The organism is Rhodococcus sp. BP-160 (genome assembly GCF_019836205.1).
GTDB lineage: Bacteria > Actinomycetota > Actinomycetes > Mycobacteriales > Mycobacteriaceae > Rhodococcoides.
The window spans coordinates 1053860-1072230 of sequence record NZ_JABUEK010000002.1 but is presented as its reverse complement, the minus strand read 5'-3'; the positions used below and the strand labels follow the sequence as shown (position 1 = coordinate 1072230).

The 18371-nt window shown below is 69.1% G+C and carries 18 protein-coding genes; 4 read left to right on the top strand and 14 right to left on the bottom strand.

The annotated features are described in order from the left end of the window. The first annotated feature begins 4 nt into the window (after positions 1–4). On the top strand, positions 5–406 hold the full coding sequence (locus HQ306_RS11465) for a PPOX class F420-dependent oxidoreductase (protein WP_056444561.1): 402 nt from the start codon (positions 5–7) through the stop codon (positions 404–406). Here HQ306_RS11465 and HQ306_RS11460 read toward each other — a convergent pair. Beyond that, positions 369–959 carry a TetR/AcrR family transcriptional regulator gene (locus HQ306_RS11460; protein ID WP_027505372.1) on the bottom strand — a complete coding sequence of 197 codons (591 nt, stop codon included), beginning with the start codon at positions 957–959 and terminating at the stop codon, positions 369–371. The two genes, HQ306_RS11465 and HQ306_RS11460, sit on opposite strands and share 38 nt — an antisense overlap. A gap of 100 nt (positions 960–1059) precedes the next feature. On the opposite strand from HQ306_RS11460, the gene HQ306_RS11455 reads away from it, so the two are divergent. Next, entirely contained in the window at positions 1060–1899 is an 840-nt protein-coding gene (locus HQ306_RS11455) for an alpha/beta fold hydrolase (RefSeq protein ID WP_222631135.1), read from the top strand. Between the two features lie 2 nt (positions 1900–1901). Here HQ306_RS11455 and HQ306_RS11450 read toward each other — a convergent pair whose 3' ends face one another. Beyond that, positions 1902–2660 (bottom strand): maleylpyruvate isomerase family mycothiol-dependent enzyme, encoded by a 759-nt coding sequence (locus tag HQ306_RS11450; protein WP_056444564.1) that lies wholly within the window; start codon positions 2658–2660, stop codon positions 1902–1904. After that, the gene (locus HQ306_RS11445) at positions 2657–3781 is read right to left on the bottom strand and encodes a Xaa-Pro peptidase family protein (RefSeq protein ID WP_027505369.1); all 1125 of its coding nucleotides are present in this window, start codon (positions 3779–3781) and stop codon (positions 2657–2659) included. Before HQ306_RS11445 ends, HQ306_RS11450 begins: the two co-directional genes overlap by 4 nt. 42 nt (positions 3782–3823) lie before the next feature. Between HQ306_RS11445 and HQ306_RS11440 the strand changes: the two genes are divergently transcribed. After that, complete coding sequence (locus tag HQ306_RS11440) at positions 3824–4786, top strand: 5'-3' exonuclease (RefSeq protein WP_027505368.1); 963 nt, start codon at positions 3824–3826, stop codon at positions 4784–4786. 1 nt (position 4787) lies between these two features. On the opposite strand, the gene HQ306_RS11435 is transcribed toward HQ306_RS11440, so the two are convergent. The 7 genes from HQ306_RS11435 to pafA form a co-directional block, all read right to left on the bottom strand. Further along, complete coding sequence (locus HQ306_RS11435) at positions 4788–5483, bottom strand: DUF4333 domain-containing protein (protein ID WP_222631133.1); 696 nt, start codon at positions 5481–5483, stop codon at positions 4788–4790. 49 nt (positions 5484–5532) lie between these two features. Further along, positions 5533–8262 carry an RNA helicase gene (locus HQ306_RS11430; protein ID WP_222631544.1) on the bottom strand — a complete coding sequence of 910 codons (2730 nt, stop codon included), beginning with the start codon at positions 8260–8262 and terminating at the stop codon, positions 5533–5535. Positions 8263–8368: 106 nt separating this feature from the next. Next, a complete protein-coding gene (tatC, locus tag HQ306_RS11425; protein ID WP_056444573.1) occupies positions 8369–9310 on the bottom strand; it encodes a twin-arginine translocase subunit TatC in 942 nt (313 codons plus the stop codon). A gap of 155 nt (positions 9311–9465) precedes the next feature. After that, entirely contained in the window at positions 9466–9741 is a 276-nt protein-coding gene (gene tatA / locus HQ306_RS11420; protein WP_222631131.1) for a Sec-independent protein translocase subunit TatA, read from the bottom strand. Between the two features lie 140 nt (positions 9742–9881). Then, complete coding sequence (locus HQ306_RS11415; RefSeq protein ID WP_027505363.1) at positions 9882–10844, bottom strand: YafY family protein; 963 nt, start codon at positions 10842–10844, stop codon at positions 9882–9884. Beyond that, entirely contained in the window at positions 10841–11857 is a 1017-nt protein-coding gene (locus HQ306_RS11410) for a YafY family protein (protein ID WP_222631129.1), read from the bottom strand. Before HQ306_RS11410 ends, HQ306_RS11415 begins: the two co-directional genes overlap by 4 nt. A 93-nt stretch (positions 11858–11950) precedes the next feature. Further along, positions 11951–13309: a Pup--protein ligase gene (gene pafA, locus HQ306_RS11405; protein WP_197027762.1), complete on the bottom strand. Its 1359-nt coding sequence runs from the start codon at positions 13307–13309 to the stop codon at positions 11951–11953. Between the two features lie 272 nt (positions 13310–13581). Between pafA and HQ306_RS11400 the strand changes: the two genes are divergently transcribed. After that, positions 13582–14865 carry a bifunctional phosphatase PAP2/diacylglycerol kinase family protein gene (locus HQ306_RS11400; protein WP_374197744.1) on the top strand — a complete coding sequence of 428 codons (1284 nt, stop codon included), beginning with the start codon at positions 13582–13584 and terminating at the stop codon, positions 14863–14865. A gap of 22 nt (positions 14866–14887) precedes the next feature. Here HQ306_RS11400 and prcA read toward each other — a convergent pair whose 3' ends face one another. The 4 genes from prcA to dop all read right to left on the bottom strand — a co-directional run bounded on the left by prcA (position 14888) and on the right by dop (position 18319). Next, positions 14888–15640 (bottom strand): proteasome subunit alpha, encoded by a 753-nt coding sequence (prcA, locus tag HQ306_RS11395; protein WP_027505359.1) that lies wholly within the window; start codon positions 15638–15640, stop codon positions 14888–14890. Then, positions 15637–16515, bottom strand: a complete 879-nt coding sequence (gene prcB, locus HQ306_RS11390) for a proteasome subunit beta (RefSeq protein WP_222631127.1) — start codon at positions 16513–16515, stop codon at positions 15637–15639. Before prcB ends, prcA begins: the two co-directional genes overlap by 4 nt. After that, positions 16512–16703 carry a ubiquitin-like protein Pup gene (locus HQ306_RS11385; protein ID WP_027505357.1) on the bottom strand — a complete coding sequence of 64 codons (192 nt, stop codon included), beginning with the start codon at positions 16701–16703 and terminating at the stop codon, positions 16512–16514. Before HQ306_RS11385 ends, prcB begins: the two co-directional genes overlap by 4 nt. A gap of 116 nt (positions 16704–16819) precedes the next feature. Next, entirely contained in the window at positions 16820–18319 is a 1500-nt protein-coding gene (gene dop / locus HQ306_RS11380; RefSeq protein WP_027505356.1) for a depupylase/deamidase Dop, read from the bottom strand. Between the last annotated feature and the right edge of the window lie 52 nt (positions 18320–18371).

Sequence of the window (18371 nt, the reverse complement as noted above, 5' to 3'; positions counted from 1 at the left end):
GGTCATGCCCGCCACCCCCTCCTCGCTGAACGCCGACGCCGGAACCTTCCTCACCGAGCGTCATCTGGCAACGCTGGCCACGAAGCGTCAGGACGGCACACCGCACGTGGTGGCGGTGGGATTCACGTGGGATCCGGAGGCAGGTCTGGCGCGAGTGATCACGCGGGACGGATCGCAGAAGGTGCGCAACGCCGAGCGCGGCGGCTACGGCGCCGTGACTCAGGTCGACGGGGCGCGATGGCTGACCCTCGAGGGGCCGGCGCGCATCCTGCGCGAACCCGACGCCGTGCGTGATGCGGAGAACCGTTACGCCCAGCGCTACCGGACGCCGCGGGAGAACCCGGAGCGCGTGGTCATCGAGATCACCGTCACCCGGGTGATGGGCTCCCAGTCGTTGCGGGACTGAGCAATCGGGCGGCGGCCTCCCTGGCCGCCCGCGCGGTCTCGCTCGACCGCGTGATGGCCGCGGTGGTCTGAGCACCCTCGGCCAACAGCGCGATCTGCAGTCCCACGGTGGGCGACGCCCCGGCCGCGACGGCCAGCGTCGTGACATGGTCGATGAACGTCAGCTTGTGGGCGCGCGCGGCATCGGACACCGCGGGCATCGTGGCGCCGAGTTCCCCGAACGAGTTGATGAACGCGCACCCGCGGAAGTCGTCCTCGAGGAACCAGTCGTGCAGGAAGTCGAAGATAGACAACAGCTTGTCTCGCGGTGACTCGTGTGCGCTCTCGGCCTCGTCGATGCGGCTGTTCCACATCGTCGTCCGGCCGTCGAGCACCGCGGTGACGATCGCGGACTTGGACGGGAACTCCGCGTAGAGCCGTTTGAGCGGAACGCCCGCCTCGGTGCGCAGTTCGTCCATACCGACGGCCTGCACCCCCTTGGCATAGAACAGCGTGTCTGCCGCCGAGAGGATCCTGGCGCGATGATCGGTCTCCACGAACCCTCCTGTCGTCATGAGCACTTGCGGCGAGAACCAACGTTCTCTACTGTAGCCGACACGAGCGAGAACGCTCGTTCTCCACGAGAGACATTCCCGTCGAAAGGTCGCGCACGCCATGGGAAACATCACTGTCGGACACGAGAACAGCACCCCGGTCGACGTCTACTACGAGGATCACGGCAGTGGACAGCCCGTCGTCCTCATTCACGGATATCCGCTCGACGGACACTCGTGGGAGCGCCAGACCGCGGCTCTGCTCGACGCCGGCCACCGCGTCGTGACGTACGACCGTCGAGGCTTCGGACAGTCGAGCAAGCCCACGTCCGGGTACGACTACGACACCTTCGCCTCGGACCTGAACGAGGTGCTCGAAGCGCTGGATCTGCGCGACGTGATTCTCGTCGGATTCTCCATGGGTACCGGTGAACTGGCGCGGTATGCCTCGCGATACGGGACCGACCGTGTGGCGAAATTCGCCTTCCTCGCGTCGCTCGAGCCGTTCCTCCTGCAGACCGACGACAACCCGACGGGTGTGCCGCAGTCGGTGTTCGACAGCATCGAAGCCGCCGCACGCGGAGACCGCTTCGCCTGGTTCGACGCGTTCTACAAGGACTTCTACAACCTGGACGACACGCTCGGCACGCGCATCAGCGAGGCCGCCGTCCGCAACAGCTGGAATGTCGCGGCGGCGAGTGCGCCGATCGCCGCGTACGCGGTGGTTCCGACGTGGCTCACCGACTTCCGCGCCGACGTACAAACCGTCCGGGAGTCGGGCAAGCCCACGCTGATCCTGCACGGCACCGCGGACAACATCCTGCCGATCGATTCGACGGGTCGCCCGTTCCACGACGCCTTCCCCGAGGCCACCTACATCGAGGTGGAGGGCGCGCCCCACGGTCTCCTGTGGACCCACTACCAGGAGGTCAACACGGCGCTGCTCGACTTCCTCGAGTGACGTCAGAAGCGGGACGCGTCGAGCAGTGACTCCGCGACCGAAGTGTCACCGAAGACGGTGAGCACGTCGAGTGGTCGACGACGGCAGAGCACCAGCAGCAGGTGCTCTGCCGTACCCCGCAGTGCCACATCGGCTTTCCCGTGCCCGCGCGCACTGGCGAGGACGTCGGCCCCGAGCGTGAACGTCCACTCCAGGTCGTCCACGTCCGTTCCGTGCACGTGCACGGTGCGCCCGATCGACTCGGGCGTCAGGCGGTCGAGGAGCAGTCGGTGCGGATACTGCACCTCGGTCAGCTCGGCCACGGCGTCCGCGGCGGCGTCGGGATCGAGCGCCTCGGGCGCCACTCCCCCGGCGGCGCGGACGGCGTCGGCGGCGTCGATGCGGTGCACGGCGACCTCGTGTGCCTGCCGTCGGAGCCACCACGCGGCCGTGCGCGCGCCGACGAACGTCTCCACGACCGCCTCGGGATCCGTCGACTCGAACGTGGCGACCATCGCCTCCAGCGACGATCGGTACGCGGGGAGACTGTCCGGGCCCTTGGGTAACGATTCGACCTGCTGCTTCGCCACCGCGCCCGTGTCCGCACCCGGGCCCGCCAGGATCACCGCGTTCGCCCACCGGTGGACCTTGCCCGTGTGTCGGACCACGTGCTCGAGCGTCCATCCCGGCACGGTGGGTACCGGCGCCGTCAGCGCATCGACAGGCATCGACGCGAGGCGGTCGCCCTCGCGTCGCAGTGTGGCGAGGAGGTCGAGGCTCATCGCACCGGAAGCACGGTCAGGCCGTGCGGCCGCGTGTTGACCGACTCGCACCCCTCCGGAGTCACGATGACGATGTCCTCGATGCGGGCGCCCCACTCGCCGGTGAAGTACACCCCCGGCTCGATGCTGAACGCCATCCCCACCTCGAGCGGAATGTCGTTGCCCGCCACGATGTACGGCTCCTCGTGCACCGAGAGGCCGATGCCGTGCCCGGTGCGGTGCACGAAGACGTCGCCGTAGCCGGCGTCGACCAGGATGTCGCGTGCGGCGGCGTCGATCGACTCCGCGGTGACTCCGGGACGGACTGCATCGACGGCTGCCTGCTGCGCGCGCTCGAGGACCGCCACGGTCGCAGCGACCGAGTCCGACGGCTCGCCGATGCTGTAGGTCCGGGTGGAGTCCGAGTTGTAGCCCGGCTCGACGGGGCCACCGATGTCGATGACGACGACGTCGCCCTCCTCGATCACGCGCTCGGACACCTCGTGGTGCGGGTCGGCGCCGTGCGGGCCCGAGCCGACGATGACGAACGCCGCCTCGGTGTGTCCCTCCTCGAGGATCGCGGCCGAGATGTCGGCAGCGACCTGCGCTTCGGTGCGCCCGGCCGCGAGGAACTCGCCCATGCGCGCGTGGACGCGGTCGATGGCGGCGCCCGCCGTGCGCAACGCGCCGATCTCCGCGTCGTCCTTGGTCATCCGGAGCTCGCGCAGGACCGCCGTCGCCAGGACGGGCATCGCGCCGAGCGCCTCGGTCAGCGGAACGAGATGCAGGGCGGGCATGGCGTCGGTGACAGCGGTCCGGGCCGGGCCGGGAAGCAGCGCCGCGACTGCCTGATGCGGATTCACGCCGTCGACCCAGTCCCGCAGCTCGATTCCCAGGTCGGCCGCGGCCGAGTCCTTCAACGCCGCCAGTTCGATGCGAGGCACCACCACCGACGCGGGCGTGCCGTCCGCCGGGACGACGAGGCAGGTCAGACGCTCGAACGACTCGGCGCGCGAGCCGAGCAGATAACGCAGGTCGGGTCCGGGCGTGATCAGCAGCGCGTCGAGACCGGCCTCGGCAGCGAGAGCCGCCGCTCGGTCGAGGCGGGTGCGATACACGGAGGAGGGAAACCGAGACGTCATGACGCCAGGCTATCGACTCCGGTGCCGCCTACATGCGGCAGGATGTGGCGCATGACGGCCGAGAGCAGAGACACGGTACTTCTCCTCGATGCGGCGAGCCTGTGGTTCCGGGCCTTCCACGCGTTGCCCGAATCGATCACGGCGCCCGACGGTCGGCCGGTGAACGCGGTGCGTGGTTTCACCGACATGGTCGCGTCCCTCATCACGCGGACGGGTGCGTCCCGACTGGCCGTCTGCCTCGACCTCGACTGGCGTCCCACCTTCCGGGTCGATCTGGTGCCGTCCTACAAGGCGCATCGGGTGCTCACCGAGTCCGCTGCGGGCCCGGACGCGGAGGAGGCACCCGACGCACTGGGTCCGCAGGTGAACCTGATCCTGGAGATCCTCGAGGCCGCGGGCATCGCGACGGCCGGAGCGGAGGGTCTCGAGGCGGACGACGTGTTGGGAACCCTCGCCGCCACCGAGCGCGACGGCACCGTGGTGGTGGTCAGCGGAGACCGCGACCTGTTGCAGGTCGTCTCCGACGATCCGGTTCCGGTGCGTGTGCTCTACGCGGGACGCGGACTGGCGAAAGCCGAGCTGTTCGGCCCGGCAGAAGTGGCCGAGAAGTACGGGGTGCCCGCGGACCGACCCGGGCCGGGCTACGCGGAACTCGCACTGCTGCGCGGTGATTCGTCCGACGGACTGCCCGGGGTGAAGGGCGTCGGGGAGAAGACCGCGGCGTCCCTCATGCAGAAGTTCGGCTCCCTCGAGGCGTTGCTCGCCGCCGCCGACTCGGGCGACCCCGAGATGTCGGCCGGGGTGCGCGCGAAGATCCAGAGCTCCCGCGACTACATCGACGCTGCACTCCCGGTGGTACGGGTGGTGACCGATGCGGACATCATCTGGTCGCGCCCCGACGTGCTGCCGCACGAGCCCGTCGATCCGGAACGCCTCGCGGCGCTCGCCGAGGAACTCGGCGTGCAGAACTCCGTCGGCCGCCTTCTCACCGCGATGGCGCGGTGAGCTACTGGGGCCGGCCGACCTCGTAGGTGCCCTGGTCGTCCTTGACGGTCACCGTCACCGAGCGCGCCTCACCGTCCACCGTCAGGTCGCAGGAGAAGGTCGTGTTCGCCTCCACCTTCTGGCCCGACGGGCAGGACACCGCGGAGACGTCGATCGCGCCGTAGGACTCCGTCACGATCTTGGCCACCCCGCTCTGCACCGCGGAGTTGTCCAGGGTGTCGCCGCCCAGCGACGTGGCCGCGTAGATCCCACCCGCCACGACGATCGCAGCGATGACGACGCCGCCCACGATGAACGGCACCTTCGACTGCTTCTGCGCCGGCGCGGCGTTCCACTGCTGGTTGCCCTGCGGGTAACCCGGCTGTCCGTAGGGCTGCTGGCCGTACGGGGGCTGCTGGCCGTAGGGCTGTTGGCCGTAGGGCTGTTGGCCGTACTGGGGCTGCTGGCCGTAGGGCTGTTGGCCGTACTGGGGCTGCTGGCCGTAAGGCTGCTGCCCGTACTGGGGTTGCTGACCGTAGGCCTGCTGGTCGTAGCCCGGCTGCTGACCATAGGGCTGCTGACCATAGGGCTGTTGACCGTAGGGCTGCTGACCGTAGGCCTGCTGGTCGTAGCCCGGCTGCTGTCCGCTCGGGTACTGGCTGGTGGGCGTGTCCTCACCGGCCGAGGAACGGTCGTCGGGGTTGTACGGGCCGCTCATCATCGCCTCCGGTGGGTGCCTGTGGTGACTGCAGTGACTGTGGAGACCATCATGCGGCATCGACGGCGACGACTCCGCGCCGTATCGCCGAGATCGCCTTCGTGGCGGTCGCGGTGACCTCGTCGTCGGGGGACGCCGAGCGGATCTGGTCGAGCAGATCGATGACCTGGCGGCACCACCGTACGAAGTCCCCGCCGGACAGGGCGCGGCCGTGCTGACCCGCGGCGAACAGCACGTCCTCGAGCGACTCCTTGCGAGCCCACTTGTAGACGGCCACCGCGAACCCGGTGTCGGGTTCCCGCGTCGGAGGCAGCTTCAGTCGGATCTCGTCCGCGCGGAGCTCGTGCCACGCAGCGACGGTGCGGGTCAACGCGTGTCGGATGTTCCCGGTCGGACCCTGCTCCGCGCTCTCACCCTCCTGGCGCGACTCGTACACGACGGTCGAGACCACGGCGGCGAGCTCGGCCGGCCCGAGGCCTCGCCAGATTCCCTCGGCGAGGCACTCCGCGACCAGCAGGTCCGACTCCGAGTACAGACGTCCGAGCTTGGCTCCACGGTCGGTGACCGCGACCTCGCCGTCAGGACCGGCGGCCAGATAGCCGCGCTCGGTGAGCAGCGCCAGGATGCGATCGAAGGTACGGGCCAACGAGTTGGTGGTCGCGGCGACCTTCTGCTTCATCGCATCGGTGTCACGTTCGAGCCGGCTGTACTTCTCGGCCAGCCGGGCGAGGTGCTCACGATCCGGCCAGGTGTGGCACGGATGCGAGCGGACGGCGCGGCGCAGCACTCCGAGCTCGCGATCGTTGCCTGCCGACGACTGCCGGCGCCGACCGCGTCCCGGCGCGCTGATCCCCGTTCCCCGGAGCGCGGACGCCAGGTCCCGACGGGTCTGCGCCGTGCGGTGATCGACGTGGCGGGGAAGGCGCATGTGGCCGAGAGCCGACACCGGTGTGGGGAAGTCCGCCGACGACACGCGCCCCGCCCACTTGTCCTCGGTGAGCACCAGCGGCCGCGGGTCCACCGAGTTCGCGTCGGTCTCCAGGACGACAGCCAGTCCCGAGCGTCGACCGGACGGGATGGAGATGACGTCGCCGCGCCGCAGCGACACCAGCGACGTGACGGCATCGTTGCGACGATCCGTGCGGCCCTGACGCTCGAGCTCGCGTTCGCGCTCCTTGAGGCGCGCGCGCAGGGCGGTGTACTCGACGTAGGGCGAGTCCTCGCCGCCCAACTTGCCGAGCAACTCGCGCCGAGCCACGGCGTTCTTCTCGATACCGCGCACCAACCCGACGACGGACGCATCGGCCTGGTACTGCGCGAACGACCGTTCGAGCAGCATCCGGGACGCGTCGACACCCATCCGGTCGACCAGGTTCACCGCCATGTTGTACGACGGGCGGAACGAACTCCGCAGGGGGAACGTACGGGTGGAGGCCAACCCGGCCACCTCCGTCGGCTCGACACCCGACTGCCACAGCACCACCGCATGACCCTCGACGTCGATACCGCGACGACCGGCGCGGCCGGTGAGTTGCGTGTACTCCCCCGCCGACAGGTTGGCGTGCGCCTCACCGTTGAACTTCACGAGGCGCTCGAGCACCACCGTCCGCGCCGGCATGTTGATGCCGAGGGCGAGGGTCTCCGTCGCGAAGACCGCGCGGACCAGACCGCGGACGAACAGTTCCTCGACCGTGTGCCGGAACACCGGCAGCATCCCTGCGTGATGCGCGGCGATGCCCCGCTCGAGGGCGTCGCGCCACTCCCAGTAGCCGAGCACCTCGAGGTCGCTGCGCGGGATCTCGGCGGTGTGGCGTTCGACGACCTCGGTGATCTCGCGCGCCTGCTCCTCGGAGGTCAGCCGCAGTCCCGATCGAAGACACTGATCGACGGCGCCGTCGCACCCGGCGCGGCTGAAGATGAACGTGATGGCGGGGAGCAACCCCTCCTCGTCGAGGAGCTTGATGACGTCGGGCCGCGGGATCGGACGAGATTCCGGCCGGCCGGGGCGGCCACCGGACCGACCCGACCGCGGGCCACGGCCGCGTGGGGCCTCCCAGGCGCCCATGCGCTCGGCCTGCACTCGTTCCTTGACGTACCGGACGAGGTTCTTGTCCACGACCACGCCGCCCGGAGCACCGTTGTTCGCCTCGACGTCGAAGAGGTCGAACAGGCGGCGACCGACGAGGATGTGCTGCCACAGCGGAACCGGGCGGGTCTCGTCGACGACGACGGTGGTGTTGCCACGCACCGTCTCCATCCAGGCGCCGAACTCCTCGGCGTTGCTCACCGTCGCCGACAGGCTGACGAGCCGGACGTCCTCGGACAGGTGCAGGATGACCTCCTCCCACACGGCGCCGCGGAACCGGTCGGCGAGGTAGTGCACCTCGTCCATCACCACGTGCGAGAGTCCGCGCAGCGCAGGCGATTCCGCGTACAGCATGTTGCGGAGCACCTCGGTGGTCATGATGACGATCGGTGCGTCCGAGTTGATGCTCTGGTCACCGGTCAGCAGGCCGACGTAGCCCTTGCCGTAGCGCGCGACGAGCTCGGCGTACTTCTGGTTGCTCAGTGCCTTGATGGGGGTGGTGTAGAAACACTTCGCGCCGCTGGTGAGTGCGAGGTGGACGGCGAACTCGCCGACGACGGTCTTGCCGGCTCCGGTCGGCGCGCACACCAGTACGCCGTGCCCGTCCTCGAGGGCCGAGCACGCACGGATCTGGAAGGGATCGAGCGGGAACGGAAGCGACGCCGCGAACTCGGTCAGCTTCGGCCCGTCCACGAGTCGAGTCCGGATGTCGCCGGTGTTCTGCTGCCCGCTGTGATTGGCCACGACTCCAGATTAGAGGGTGTCCGCCGATGGGGGTCACTCAGACAGCGTGGGCAACTCAGAGAGTGTCGGAGTAGTCGGCGTCGGCGTCGTGACGCACCGGGACGGGCCTGCCGACCGGGGCGGCCGAGGTGTCGAGAGGCGACGCCTCGTCATCGGAGACGTTCCCCCACTCCTCGGTCTCGCGCCGTGCGCGCCGTCGATCGTTGACGCGCGCGATCTGGATGGCGAACTCGACGAGGATGCTCAGCGCGAGCGCCAGCGCGGTCATCGAGAAGGGGTCACCGCCGGGCGTGACGACGGCGGCGAAGGCGAACATCGCGAAGATGAGCCCGCGACGCCAGCCGCGGAGCTTCTCGTACTTCAGGACGCCGACGGCGTTGAGCGCGACGATCAGGAGCGGGATCTCGAAGCTGACGCCGAAGATGACGAGCAGGTTGATGACGAAGCCGAAGTACTCGGCGCCACTGAGAGCGGTGACCTGGACGTTGTCGCCGATGGTCAGCAGGAAGTGCAGGGCCTTCGCGACGACGATGTAGGCGAGGACGGCGCCGGAGACGAAGAGCACGGCCGCCGCCGTGACGAACGAGATGGCGTAGCGCCGTTCCTGGCGGTAGAGGCCGGGCGTGATGAACGCCCACACCTGATAGAGCCAGATGGGGCAGGCGAGCACGACGCCCGCGGTGATGGCCACCTTGAACCGGAGCATGAACTGCTCGAACGGTCCGGTGGCGAGCAGCCGACACGTGCCGTCGTCGGTGAGCTCGGCGCGACTCTCGGACGGGAGCGAGCAGTACGGCCCGCGGAGCAGGTCACCGAGCGACTCGATGCCCAGCAGCGAGTGCGAGTACCAGAAGAACCCCACGATCGTGGTGAGGACGATGGCCAGCATCGACCACAGCAGACGCGTGCGGAGCTCGTAGAGATGCTCCACCAACGACATGGTGCCGTCGGGATTGACGCGACGCCTGCGCTGTCGCGGATCGAACGGTATGCGCACGGTGACTCTTCGCCTGTCGACTGCGGTGCCTGGACTGAAGACTGTGGTTCGCGGTGACGGGTGCCGAGGTGCGCACGCCGCAGCGGGCGCGAACCTCGGTCACCACCCACGAAACGGCCGAGGCGACATCGCCCCGACCGTGGTGCCTGCGAGTGTCAGGCCGAGCGCGGGTGCTGCTCGTGCGTCGGTTCGGTCGACGCGACGGTCGGGGTGACCGTGTTCGGGGACGGCAACTGCGACTGCGGTGCCGGCGCCGAGTTCGTGGTGGTGTCCGGCTTCTTGCCGTCGTTCTGCATCTCCTGCACTTCACTCTTGAAGATGCGCATCGAGCGTCCCAGGCCACGTGCGGCCTCGGGCAGCTTCTTCGATCCGAACAGCAGTACGAGCACGACGATCAGGACGATCCAGTGCCAGGGTTGTAACGCACCCATGAAAACCTCCCAGTTTCGGTGGATTCGATGCTACCGGACCCGAGGGCTCCCACCCGGTGTCCGGTGGACCCGCGTACCGACCGTTCGCCGAGAGTTCACCGGACGAGTCCTGCATGTCCGGACGACTCGAGATGGGCCGGTCACGCTCCCGAGACGGCGCGATAGACGTCGAGGGCGTCGCGCGACCGAGCGGTGACCTCACGAACCAGTGCGGGCGGTCCGAGCACCCGCACTCCCGACCCCAGACCCAGCGCCAGACGGCTCATCCAGTCGAGCGTCGCGAATCGCATCGAGACCTCGATCGAGCCGTCGTCGTGCGCAGCGGTCTGCGTCATGGGGTAGTAGTCCAGAATCCACACGTGGTCGGGTGCGACGACGAGCCGTGCGAGCGGCAGCGACGGATCGTCGTGGAAGAGATCGAGTGCGTCCCCACCGGTCCGGGCCTGCTCGGGCGGTGCGGACGGCTCGTCCAGCTCGGTCGCGGCATCGATGCGGTCCAGCCGGAACAGCCGGACGCCCTCCGCGTCGCGGCACCAGGCCTGCAGGTAGCTCTGATCGTCGACGAGGACGATGCGCAACGGATCGACGGTGCGTTCGGACACCACGTCCCGCGATGCCGAGTAGTAGGTGATGTGCAGCGCGCGACCGCGGGCGAGCGCCCCACGGACGGTCGTGACACTGGGACTCTCCTGCGGCTCGGGCGTGTCGTCCGGCCCCTCGGCCGCCGCGACACCCGCCGCGGCCTCGATCTTCGCGATGGCGCGGTACGCCGCGGACGGGTCCACCATGCCGGGCATCTCGACGAGTGACCGCAGCGCGATGAGCAGTGCGGTCGCTTCCGTGGACGTCAGGCGCAGCGGCCTGTCGATACCGGCGGAGAACGTGACCTCGATGCTGTCCTCGGAGAACGACAGATCGATGAGATCGCCCGGACCGTATCCGGGCAGTCCGCACATCCACAGCTGGTTCAGGTCGTCCATCAGCTGTTTGGTCGTGACCCCGAGCTCGGCCGCGGCGTCGGCCGCGCTGATACCCGGATTGGCGATGAAGTACGGCACGAGGTTGAGCAGCCGGGCCAGCCGCGAGGACAGGCGAACGCTCATGAGCTGCTCCCGGGCGAGACGGCGTCGGTCGGCGCGCGGTGCGCGCTCACGGACAGGGTGCCGACGACGATGTCGCGGAGTTCGGTCGGCGACAGCACGATCGCGTCGGCGCCGTGGCCGGCTACCACCCGGGCGATCCACTCCCACGACCGCACCGGGATGCGGACCACGGAACCGCGTCGCCCCACGAGCTCACGCGTCTCCACCTCGGTGCCGAGACGGCGCAGCTCGAGTCCCCGTCCCTCCGACACCCAGACGTCGGCGCTGCCCGCCACGTCACCGCTCGCGGCGGCGCGGGCCACGATGACACCGAGATCGACGTCGTCGGGCTTGCGCACCGATCCCGCCGGTCCGAAGGCCACGACGTCGTCCCCGATCCGTGACAGGCGGAAGGTACGGACGGCGTCGCGCTCGGTGTCGTGCCCGACGAGGTACCAGCGTCCGGAGTGGGTGACCACTCCCCACGGCTCGACGGTGCGCTCCCGGAAGGGGGCGGCCGGGGTGGAACGGTGCGAGAACCGCACGGACCGGCCGGCGTCGATAGCGGCGAGCAGCTTGCCCAGCGCGGGCTCGGAACCTCGACTGCGGGACGGAACGGCGGTCACGGCGGCCGGCGAGTTCTCGGTGTCCACCTGCACGCCCGCGGCGCGCAACTTCAACATCGCGCTCTGAGCGGCGGAGGTGAGCTCGGGCGACTCCCAGAGTTGGACGGCCACGGCGACCGCAGCGGCTTCGTCGCTGGCCAGGTCGACATCGGGGAGTTCGTACCGGTCGCGGTTGATGCGGTACCCCTCGACAGTCGAGAAGCGCGAGATCTGACCGGTCTCGAGCGGGACGCCGAGATCACGCAGCTCGTTCTTGTCGCGCTCGAACATGCGACTGAAGGCCTCGTCGCTCGCCGAGTCCTCGTATCCGGCGACGGACTCGCGGATGCGCTCGGCGGTCAGGTACTGCCGTGTCGAGAGCAGGCAGATGACGAGGTTCATCAACCGCTCGACTTTGGAGATCGCCACCGACCCAGCCTAGTGGCTGAGCATCTCCCCACCCGTGCGCATCGCCGGGGTGGGGAGGACGGGACTCCTGTGGAGAAGGAGGACCGTCGGCCTCTACATCGACGCGATCAGGCGCTCCACGCGCTCGTCGACCGAGCGGAACGGGTCCTTGCACAGCACCGTGCGCTGAGCCTGGTCGTTGAGCTTGAGATGCACCCAGTCGACGGTGAAGTCGCGTCCCGCCTCCTGTGCGGCGCTGATGAACTCGCCACGCAGCTTCGCGCGTGTCGTCTGCGGCGGCGTGTTCACCGCCTCGTCGATCTGGTCGTCCTCGGTGACGCGCTTGACCAGTCCCTTACGCTGCAGCACGTCGAAGACGCCGCGGCCGCGCTTGATGTCGTGATAGGCCAGGTCCAGCTGGGCGATCTTCGGGTCGGACAGGTCCATCGAGTACCTGTCCTGATAGCGATCGAACAGCTTGCGCTTGATAACCCAGTCGATCTCGGTGTCCACCTTGGCGAAGTCCTGCGCCTCGACGGCGTCGAGGGTGCGGCCCCACAGGTCGACGACCTGCTCGATCTGCGCGTCCGGCTCGCGGTTGCGCAGGTGCTCGACGGCGCGGGCGTGGTACTCGCGCTGGATCTCGAGTGCACTGGCCTGGCGTCCCCCCGCGAGGCGGACGGGGCGCCGCCCCGTCGAGTCGTGGGACACCTCGCGGATGGCGCGAATCGGGTTGTCCAGGGCGAAGTCTCGGAACGAGACGCCCGCCTCGATCATCTCCAGGACGAGCGCTGCGGTGCCGACCTTGAGCATGGTCGTCGGCTCGGCCATGTTGGAGTCGCCGACGATGACGTGCAGACGACGGTACTTCTCGGCGTCGGCATGCGGTTCGTCGCGCGTGTTGATGATGGGCCGTGAGCGGGTGGTCGCGGACGACACGCCCTCCCAGATGTGCTCGGCGCGCTGCGAGAGGCAGAACGTGGCGGCCTTCGGCGTCTGCAGGATCTTGCCCGCGCCGCAGATGAGCTGGCGGGTGACCAGGAACGGCAACAGCACGTCGGAGATGCGGGAGAACTCGCCGGCGCGCACCACGAGGTAGTTCTCGTGGCAGCCGTAGGAGTTGCCCGCGGAGTCGGTGTTGTTCTTGAACAGGTAGATGTCGCCGCCGATGCCCTCCTCGACGAGACGCTGCTCGGCGTCGATGAGCAGGTCCTCGAGAACACGCTCGCCGGCGCGGTCGTGCGTGACCAGCTGCAGAAGGCTGTCGCACTCGGCAGTGGCGTACTCGGGATGGGAGCCGACGTCCAGGTAGAGCCGCGCACCGTTGCGCAGGAACACGTTGGAGCTGCGTCCCCACGACACGACACGCCGGAACAGATACCGGGCCACCTCGTCCGGGCTGAGTCGACGGTGCCCGTGGAACGTGCACGTCACACCGAACTCGGTCTCGATCCCCATGATTCGTCGCTGCACACTTCGACAGTACAACGGCATCGACCGCGGCATCGGCTACCCGAGCCCGTGGCAGCCGTAGTGTGGCGCAGGTGAATCCCCGATCGCTGCGCGGCCGTACCCGTTCCGTCGATCTGGCGCTGGTGAAGGCCAGTTTCGCGTCGCGACCGTCGGGGTTGGACCCGGCGCTGCGCACGCTCACCGGGCTCGCCGATCACAGCGTTCTGTGGGCGATCGTGGCGTCGGCGCTCGCCGCGTCCGGCGGCCCCCGACGACGAGGTGCCGTACGCGGCATGCTCGCGGTCGTGGGTGCCAGCTCGCTCGCGAACGGGGTGCTCAAGCCGCTGCTCCCCCGCGATCGTCCACCGGCCGCGTCGGTCCCCGCACTCCGGCGGATCATGACCCCACCCGTGTCGTCGTCGTTCCCGTCGGGTCACGCCGCCTCCGCCGCGGCGTTCGCGACGGGCGTGGCGCTCGAGGCTCCGCTCGCCGGTCTCCTGGTCGCCCCGCTGGCCGCGACGGTCGCGTACTCGCGAGTGCACGTCGGTGTGCACTGGCCGTCGGACGTGGTGGTGGGCGCGGCGCTCGGGGTCGCGGTCGCGCTGTCGACCCGCCGCTGGTGGGCCGTGCGCTCCACCGAGTCGGCCGAGTTGGGCCCCGCGGGGCTGGCGCCCGCCCTGCACGAGGGTGAGGGAATGCTCGTGCTGGTCAATCCGGGCGCGGGCACCCACAATTCGGAAGTCGTCGCCGACGTGGCGAAGGCCCTGCCGAGGGCGCGGTTCCTCGAGCCGGACGCCGACGACGACTTCACCGCCCAGTTCGTCCGCGCCGCAGGATCGGACGTGCTCGCGCTCGGAGTCTGCGGAGGGGACGGCACGGTGGCCGCTGCCGTCGCGGCCGCGGTGCGGACGGGGCTTCCTCTCGCGGTGTTCCCCGGCGGCACGCTGAACCACTTCGCACGGGACGTCGGCGCGGTGGAGGTGTCGGTCACCGCGGACGCCGTCACTCGCGGCGCGTCCAGCCGGGTGGATCTCGGCGGTGTGAGCATCGACGGCGGTGAGGAGATCCTCTTCGTCAACACCGCCAGCATCGGGGGCTACCCGGATTCGGTTCGGCTGCGGGACAAGTGGAGCTCACGCATCGGGAAGTGGCCCGCGGCCGCGGCCGCGATGGTGGCCGTCCTGGCGGTGGCCGAGCCGATGCACGTGGAGATCGACGGGCGCCGCGACTCGGTGTGGATGATGTTCGTCGGCAACGGCACCTACACGCCGGGTGATCAGGTGCCCATGTCGCGGCCGTCGATCGCGAGCGGTGTGCTGGACGTGCGGTTCCTGCGCGCGCACATGCGGCTCTCGCGTACCCGCCTCGCACTCGCCGCGATGACCGGGACTCTCGGCACGTCGCCCACCTACCGCCATCTGCGGGTGCCGGCGGTCTCGGTGCGCAACCTGCAGACCACGGTCGCGGTGGCGGTGGACGGGGAGGTGGCGGGCGAGGGCCGGGCCTTCGACTACCGGGCCCGGCCCTCGCTGCTCACGCTGTACGGAACGGGCACCGCCGACGCGCCGCGCGCGTGACGGGTGCTTCGTAGCCGGTCGGTCAGGTGCCCGCAGGTTCCGAACCGGGGGGCAACAGTCCCTGGAGCGCCGCTCCGGAGATCCGCCGGAACGCACGCCTCGGCCGCGTCTGTTCGAGAACGGCCACTTCGAGGCTCGTGACCTCGAGGACGCGCTTCTCCGCGGGCTCGCTCGCGGCACCGTTGGTCGGCGGCGTCGACGTGGAGTCCTGGAGCGCACCGACTGCCAGCGCGACCGCCGCGTCGAGATCGAGCCCCGAGCGGTACTTCTCGCGCAGGACCGTCGAGATCGGTTCGGTGGCACCGCCCATGACCACGAAGTCGACCTCGTCGACGATCGAGCCGTCGTACGTGATGCGGTAGAGCTGGGACCGGGGGCTCTCGTCGACGGCACCGACCTCGGCCACGCAGATCTCCACCTCGTACGGCTTGAGCTGCTCGGTGAAGATGGTGCCGAGCGTCTGCGCGTACGCCTTGGCCAACGATCGTCCGGTGACGTCCGCACGGTCGTAGGTGTAGCCCTTGGTGTCGGCGTGCACGATGCCGGCGCGGCGCAGATTCTCGAACTCGTTGTACTTGCCCACCGCGGCGAAGCCGAGGCGGTCGTACAGCTCGCTCACCTTGTGCAGTGCGGAGGACCGGTTCTCGGCGACGAAGAGCACGCCGTCCGCGTAGGTCAGCACGACCACGCTGCGACCGCGTGCGATTCCCTTGCGCGCCAGTTCCGAACGATCGCGCATGATCTGTTCGGCGGACGCGTAGTACGGCATCGTCATCGGCGCGCACCCCCTTCTTCCGATCGGTCCTGCAGTACCGCACGGGCCAGAGCCTCGATGCGGTCCGATCCCACCAGGTTCGCTCCCCCGGCACCGATGGCCACCGCCGTCGGGTAGATGCCGCGGGTCAGATCCGGTCCGCCGGTCGCCGAATCGTCGTCGGCAGCGTCGTACAGCGATTCGACCGCGACGCGCAGTGCCTCGTCCTCGGTCATGTCCTCGCGGTAGAGCTTCTTCATCGCCGACTTCGCGAACAGCGATCCCGATCCCACCGCGTGGTAGCCGGACCGTTCCTCGTAGCGGCCACCGACCACGTCGTAGGAGACGATGCGCCCCGCATGGCGGGCGTCGACGGCGTCGAGGTCGTAACCGACGAGCAGCGGAACCACAGCCAGACCCTGCATGGCCGCACCGAGATTGGCCCGCACCATGGAGGACAGCTTGTTGGCCTTGCCGTTGAAGGTGAGGGAGACGCCCTCGATCTTCTCGTAGTGCTCGAGTTCGACCGCGAACAGCCGCACCAGCTCGATCGCCATGCCGGCGGTTCCCGCGATGCCGGCGGCCGAGTAGTCGTCCGTGACGTACACCTTGTCGACGTCGCGACTGGCGATGAGGTTGCCCATCGTCGCGCGGCGATCACCCGCGAGGATGACGCCGCCGTCGAAGGTGACGGCCACGATGGTGGTGCCGTGCGGTGCGATGTCGGACTGCATCGTCGCCTCCGGGGACAGAGCGAGATCCGCACGAAAACGGTTCTCGGGCAACAGGTGCGGTGCGTAGGCCCGCAAGTGTTCACTGAAGGAGGAGAACGGCGACCCGTAGCGCAGGGTGGTGTCGCTCTCGTGGGGACGGGGAACGGAGTTCGCGTCCGTCACTGGCCGCCCTTTTGCACGTAGGCGCGGACGAAGTCCTCCGCGTTCTCCTCGAGCACGTCGTCGATCTCGTCGAGGAGATCGTCGGTCTCCTCGGCGAGCTTCTCGCGTCGTTCCTGACCCGATGCGCCCTCGGCCGAACCGTCGTCGTCATCGCCACCGCCGGAGCGTGTGGTCTGCTCTTGTGCCATAGCCGACCTCCTCGTCACGAACCGCGTGTTCTCTCGACACGCAGCGAAACTTCACCCTACCGAGCATGCGCCGTCACAGGGTGACAACCCACCGTACGTCCGGCACGGGCGGACCGTCAGGTGGTGAGCTGGTCCACCAGTTCTGCGGCCGAGTCCACCGATTCGAGCAGAGCACCGACGTGGGCCTTGCTCCCCCGCAGTGGCTCGAGGGTGGGGATACGCACCAGCGAGTCTCCACCGAGGTCGAAGATGACCGAGTCCCAGCTCGCGGCCGCGATGTCGCGGCCGAACTTGCGGAGGCACTCGCCGCGGAAGTACGCGCGGGTGTCGGTCGGGGGGTTCGAGACGGCGTCCATGACGTCCTGCTCGGAGACCAGCCGTTCCATCGATCCGCGCGCGACGAGCCGGTTGTAGAGACCCTTGTCGAGGCGGACGTCCGAGTACTGCAGGTCCACGAGGTGCAGTCGCGGCGCCGACCAGCCGAGTCCCTCGCGGTTGCGGAACCCTTCGAGCAGCCGCAGTTTCGCCGGCCAGTCGAGGAGGGACGCGCAGTCCATCGGGTCGCGCTCGAGCTTGTCGAGGATCATCGCCCACTTCTCGACCACGTCGGCGGCGCGCGGATCCTTCTCGCCCTGTGCGTCGAGATGCGCGGAGACGCGCTCGAGGTAGATGCGCTGCAGTGCCAACGCCGTCAGCTCGCGACCGTCCGCGAGCGCGACCGTGCGGCGCAGCGTCGGGTCGTGACTGATCTGGTGCACCGCCGTCACCGGACGGGCCAGCTGCAGATCGGACAGGTCCACGCCGGCCTCGACGATGTCGAGCACCAGGGCCGTCGTTCCGACCTTGAGATAGGTCGCCATCTCGGCGAGGTTGGCGTCACCGATGATCACGTGCAGGCGCCGGTACTTGTCGGCGTCGGCGTGCGGCTCGTCGCGGGTGTTGATGATGCCGCGCTTGAGCGTCGTCTCGAGGCCCACCTCGACCTCGATGTAGTCGGCGCGCTGCGAGAGCTGGAATCCGGGCTCGTCCCCGGACTGACCGATGCCGACGCGGCCCGAGCCGGTGAACACCTGGCGGGAGGCGAAGAACGGCGAGAGCCCGGCGATGATCGCGGAGAACGGGGTCTCGCGAGACATCAGGTAGTTCTCGTGGGTGCCGTAGGACGCGCCCTTGCCGTCGACGTTGTTCTTGTACAACTGCAGGCGCGGGGCGCCGGGCACGCTCGAGGCATGGCGCGCAGCCGCTTCCATGACGCGCTCCCCCGCCTTGTCCCAGATGACGGCGTCGAGCGGATCGCGCACCTCCGGTGCGGAGTACTCCGGGTGGGCGTGGTCGACGTAGAGACGCGCGCCGTTGGTGAGGATCATGTTGGCCGCGCCGACCTCGTCGGCATCGATGATCGGCGCCGGGCCACTGAACCGGCCCAGGTCGAACCCGCGTGCGTCACGCAGCGGCGATTCCACCTCGTAGTCCCAGCGCGTCCGCTTGGCCCGCGGCACACCCGCCGCGGCGGCGTACGCCAGCACCGCCTGGGTGGATGTCAGGATCGGATTGGCGGAAGGCTCGGTAGGAGAGGAAATTCCGTACTCGACCTCGATGCCGATGATGCGCTGCATGCTCTCGACCCTAGGCTATCGACCCTGTGACCCCTGATCGAGTGGGAGCGGT

What these genes read in the sequence shown, in the direction of transcription:
- HQ306_RS11460 (WP_027505372.1), bottom strand. Translation starts at nt 959, where the DNA reads ATGACGACAGGAGGGTTCGTGGAGACCGATCATCGCGCCAGGATCCTC.
- HQ306_RS11385 (WP_027505357.1), bottom strand. Translation starts at nt 16,703, where the DNA reads ATGGCACAAGAGCAGACCACACGCTCCGGCGGTGGCGATGACGACGAC.
- HQ306_RS11450 (WP_056444564.1), bottom strand. Translation starts at nt 2,660, where the DNA reads ATGAGCCTCGACCTCCTCGCCACACTGCGACGCGAGGGCGACCGCCTC.
- dop (WP_027505356.1), bottom strand. Translation starts at nt 18,319, where the DNA reads ATGCAGCGCATCATCGGCATCGAGGTCGAGTACGGAATTTCCTCTCCT.
- prcA (WP_027505359.1), bottom strand. Translation starts at nt 15,640, where the DNA reads ATGACGATGCCGTACTACGCGTCCGCCGAACAGATCATGCGCGATCGT.
- HQ306_RS11445 (WP_027505369.1), bottom strand. Translation starts at nt 3,781, where the DNA reads ATGACGTCTCGGTTTCCCTCCTCCGTGTATCGCACCCGCCTCGACCGA.
- HQ306_RS11465 (WP_056444561.1), top strand. Translation starts at nt 5, where the DNA reads ATGCCCGCCACCCCCTCCTCGCTGAACGCCGACGCCGGAACCTTCCTC.
- HQ306_RS11400 (WP_374197744.1), top strand. Translation starts at nt 13,582, where the DNA reads ATGCTCGCGGTCGTGGGTGCCAGCTCGCTCGCGAACGGGGTGCTCAAG.
- HQ306_RS11415 (WP_027505363.1), bottom strand. Translation starts at nt 10,844, where the DNA reads ATGAGCGTTCGCCTGTCCTCGCGGCTGGCCCGGCTGCTCAACCTCGTG.
- HQ306_RS11440 (WP_027505368.1), top strand. Translation starts at nt 3,824, where the DNA reads ATGTGGCGCATGACGGCCGAGAGCAGAGACACGGTACTTCTCCTCGAT.
- tatA (WP_222631131.1), bottom strand. Translation starts at nt 9,741, where the DNA reads ATGGGTGCGTTACAACCCTGGCACTGGATCGTCCTGATCGTCGTGCTC.
- HQ306_RS11435 (WP_222631133.1), bottom strand. Translation starts at nt 5,483, where the DNA reads ATGAGCGGCCCGTACAACCCCGACGACCGTTCCTCGGCCGGTGAGGAC.
- HQ306_RS11455 (WP_222631135.1), top strand. Translation starts at nt 1,060, where the DNA reads ATGGGAAACATCACTGTCGGACACGAGAACAGCACCCCGGTCGACGTC.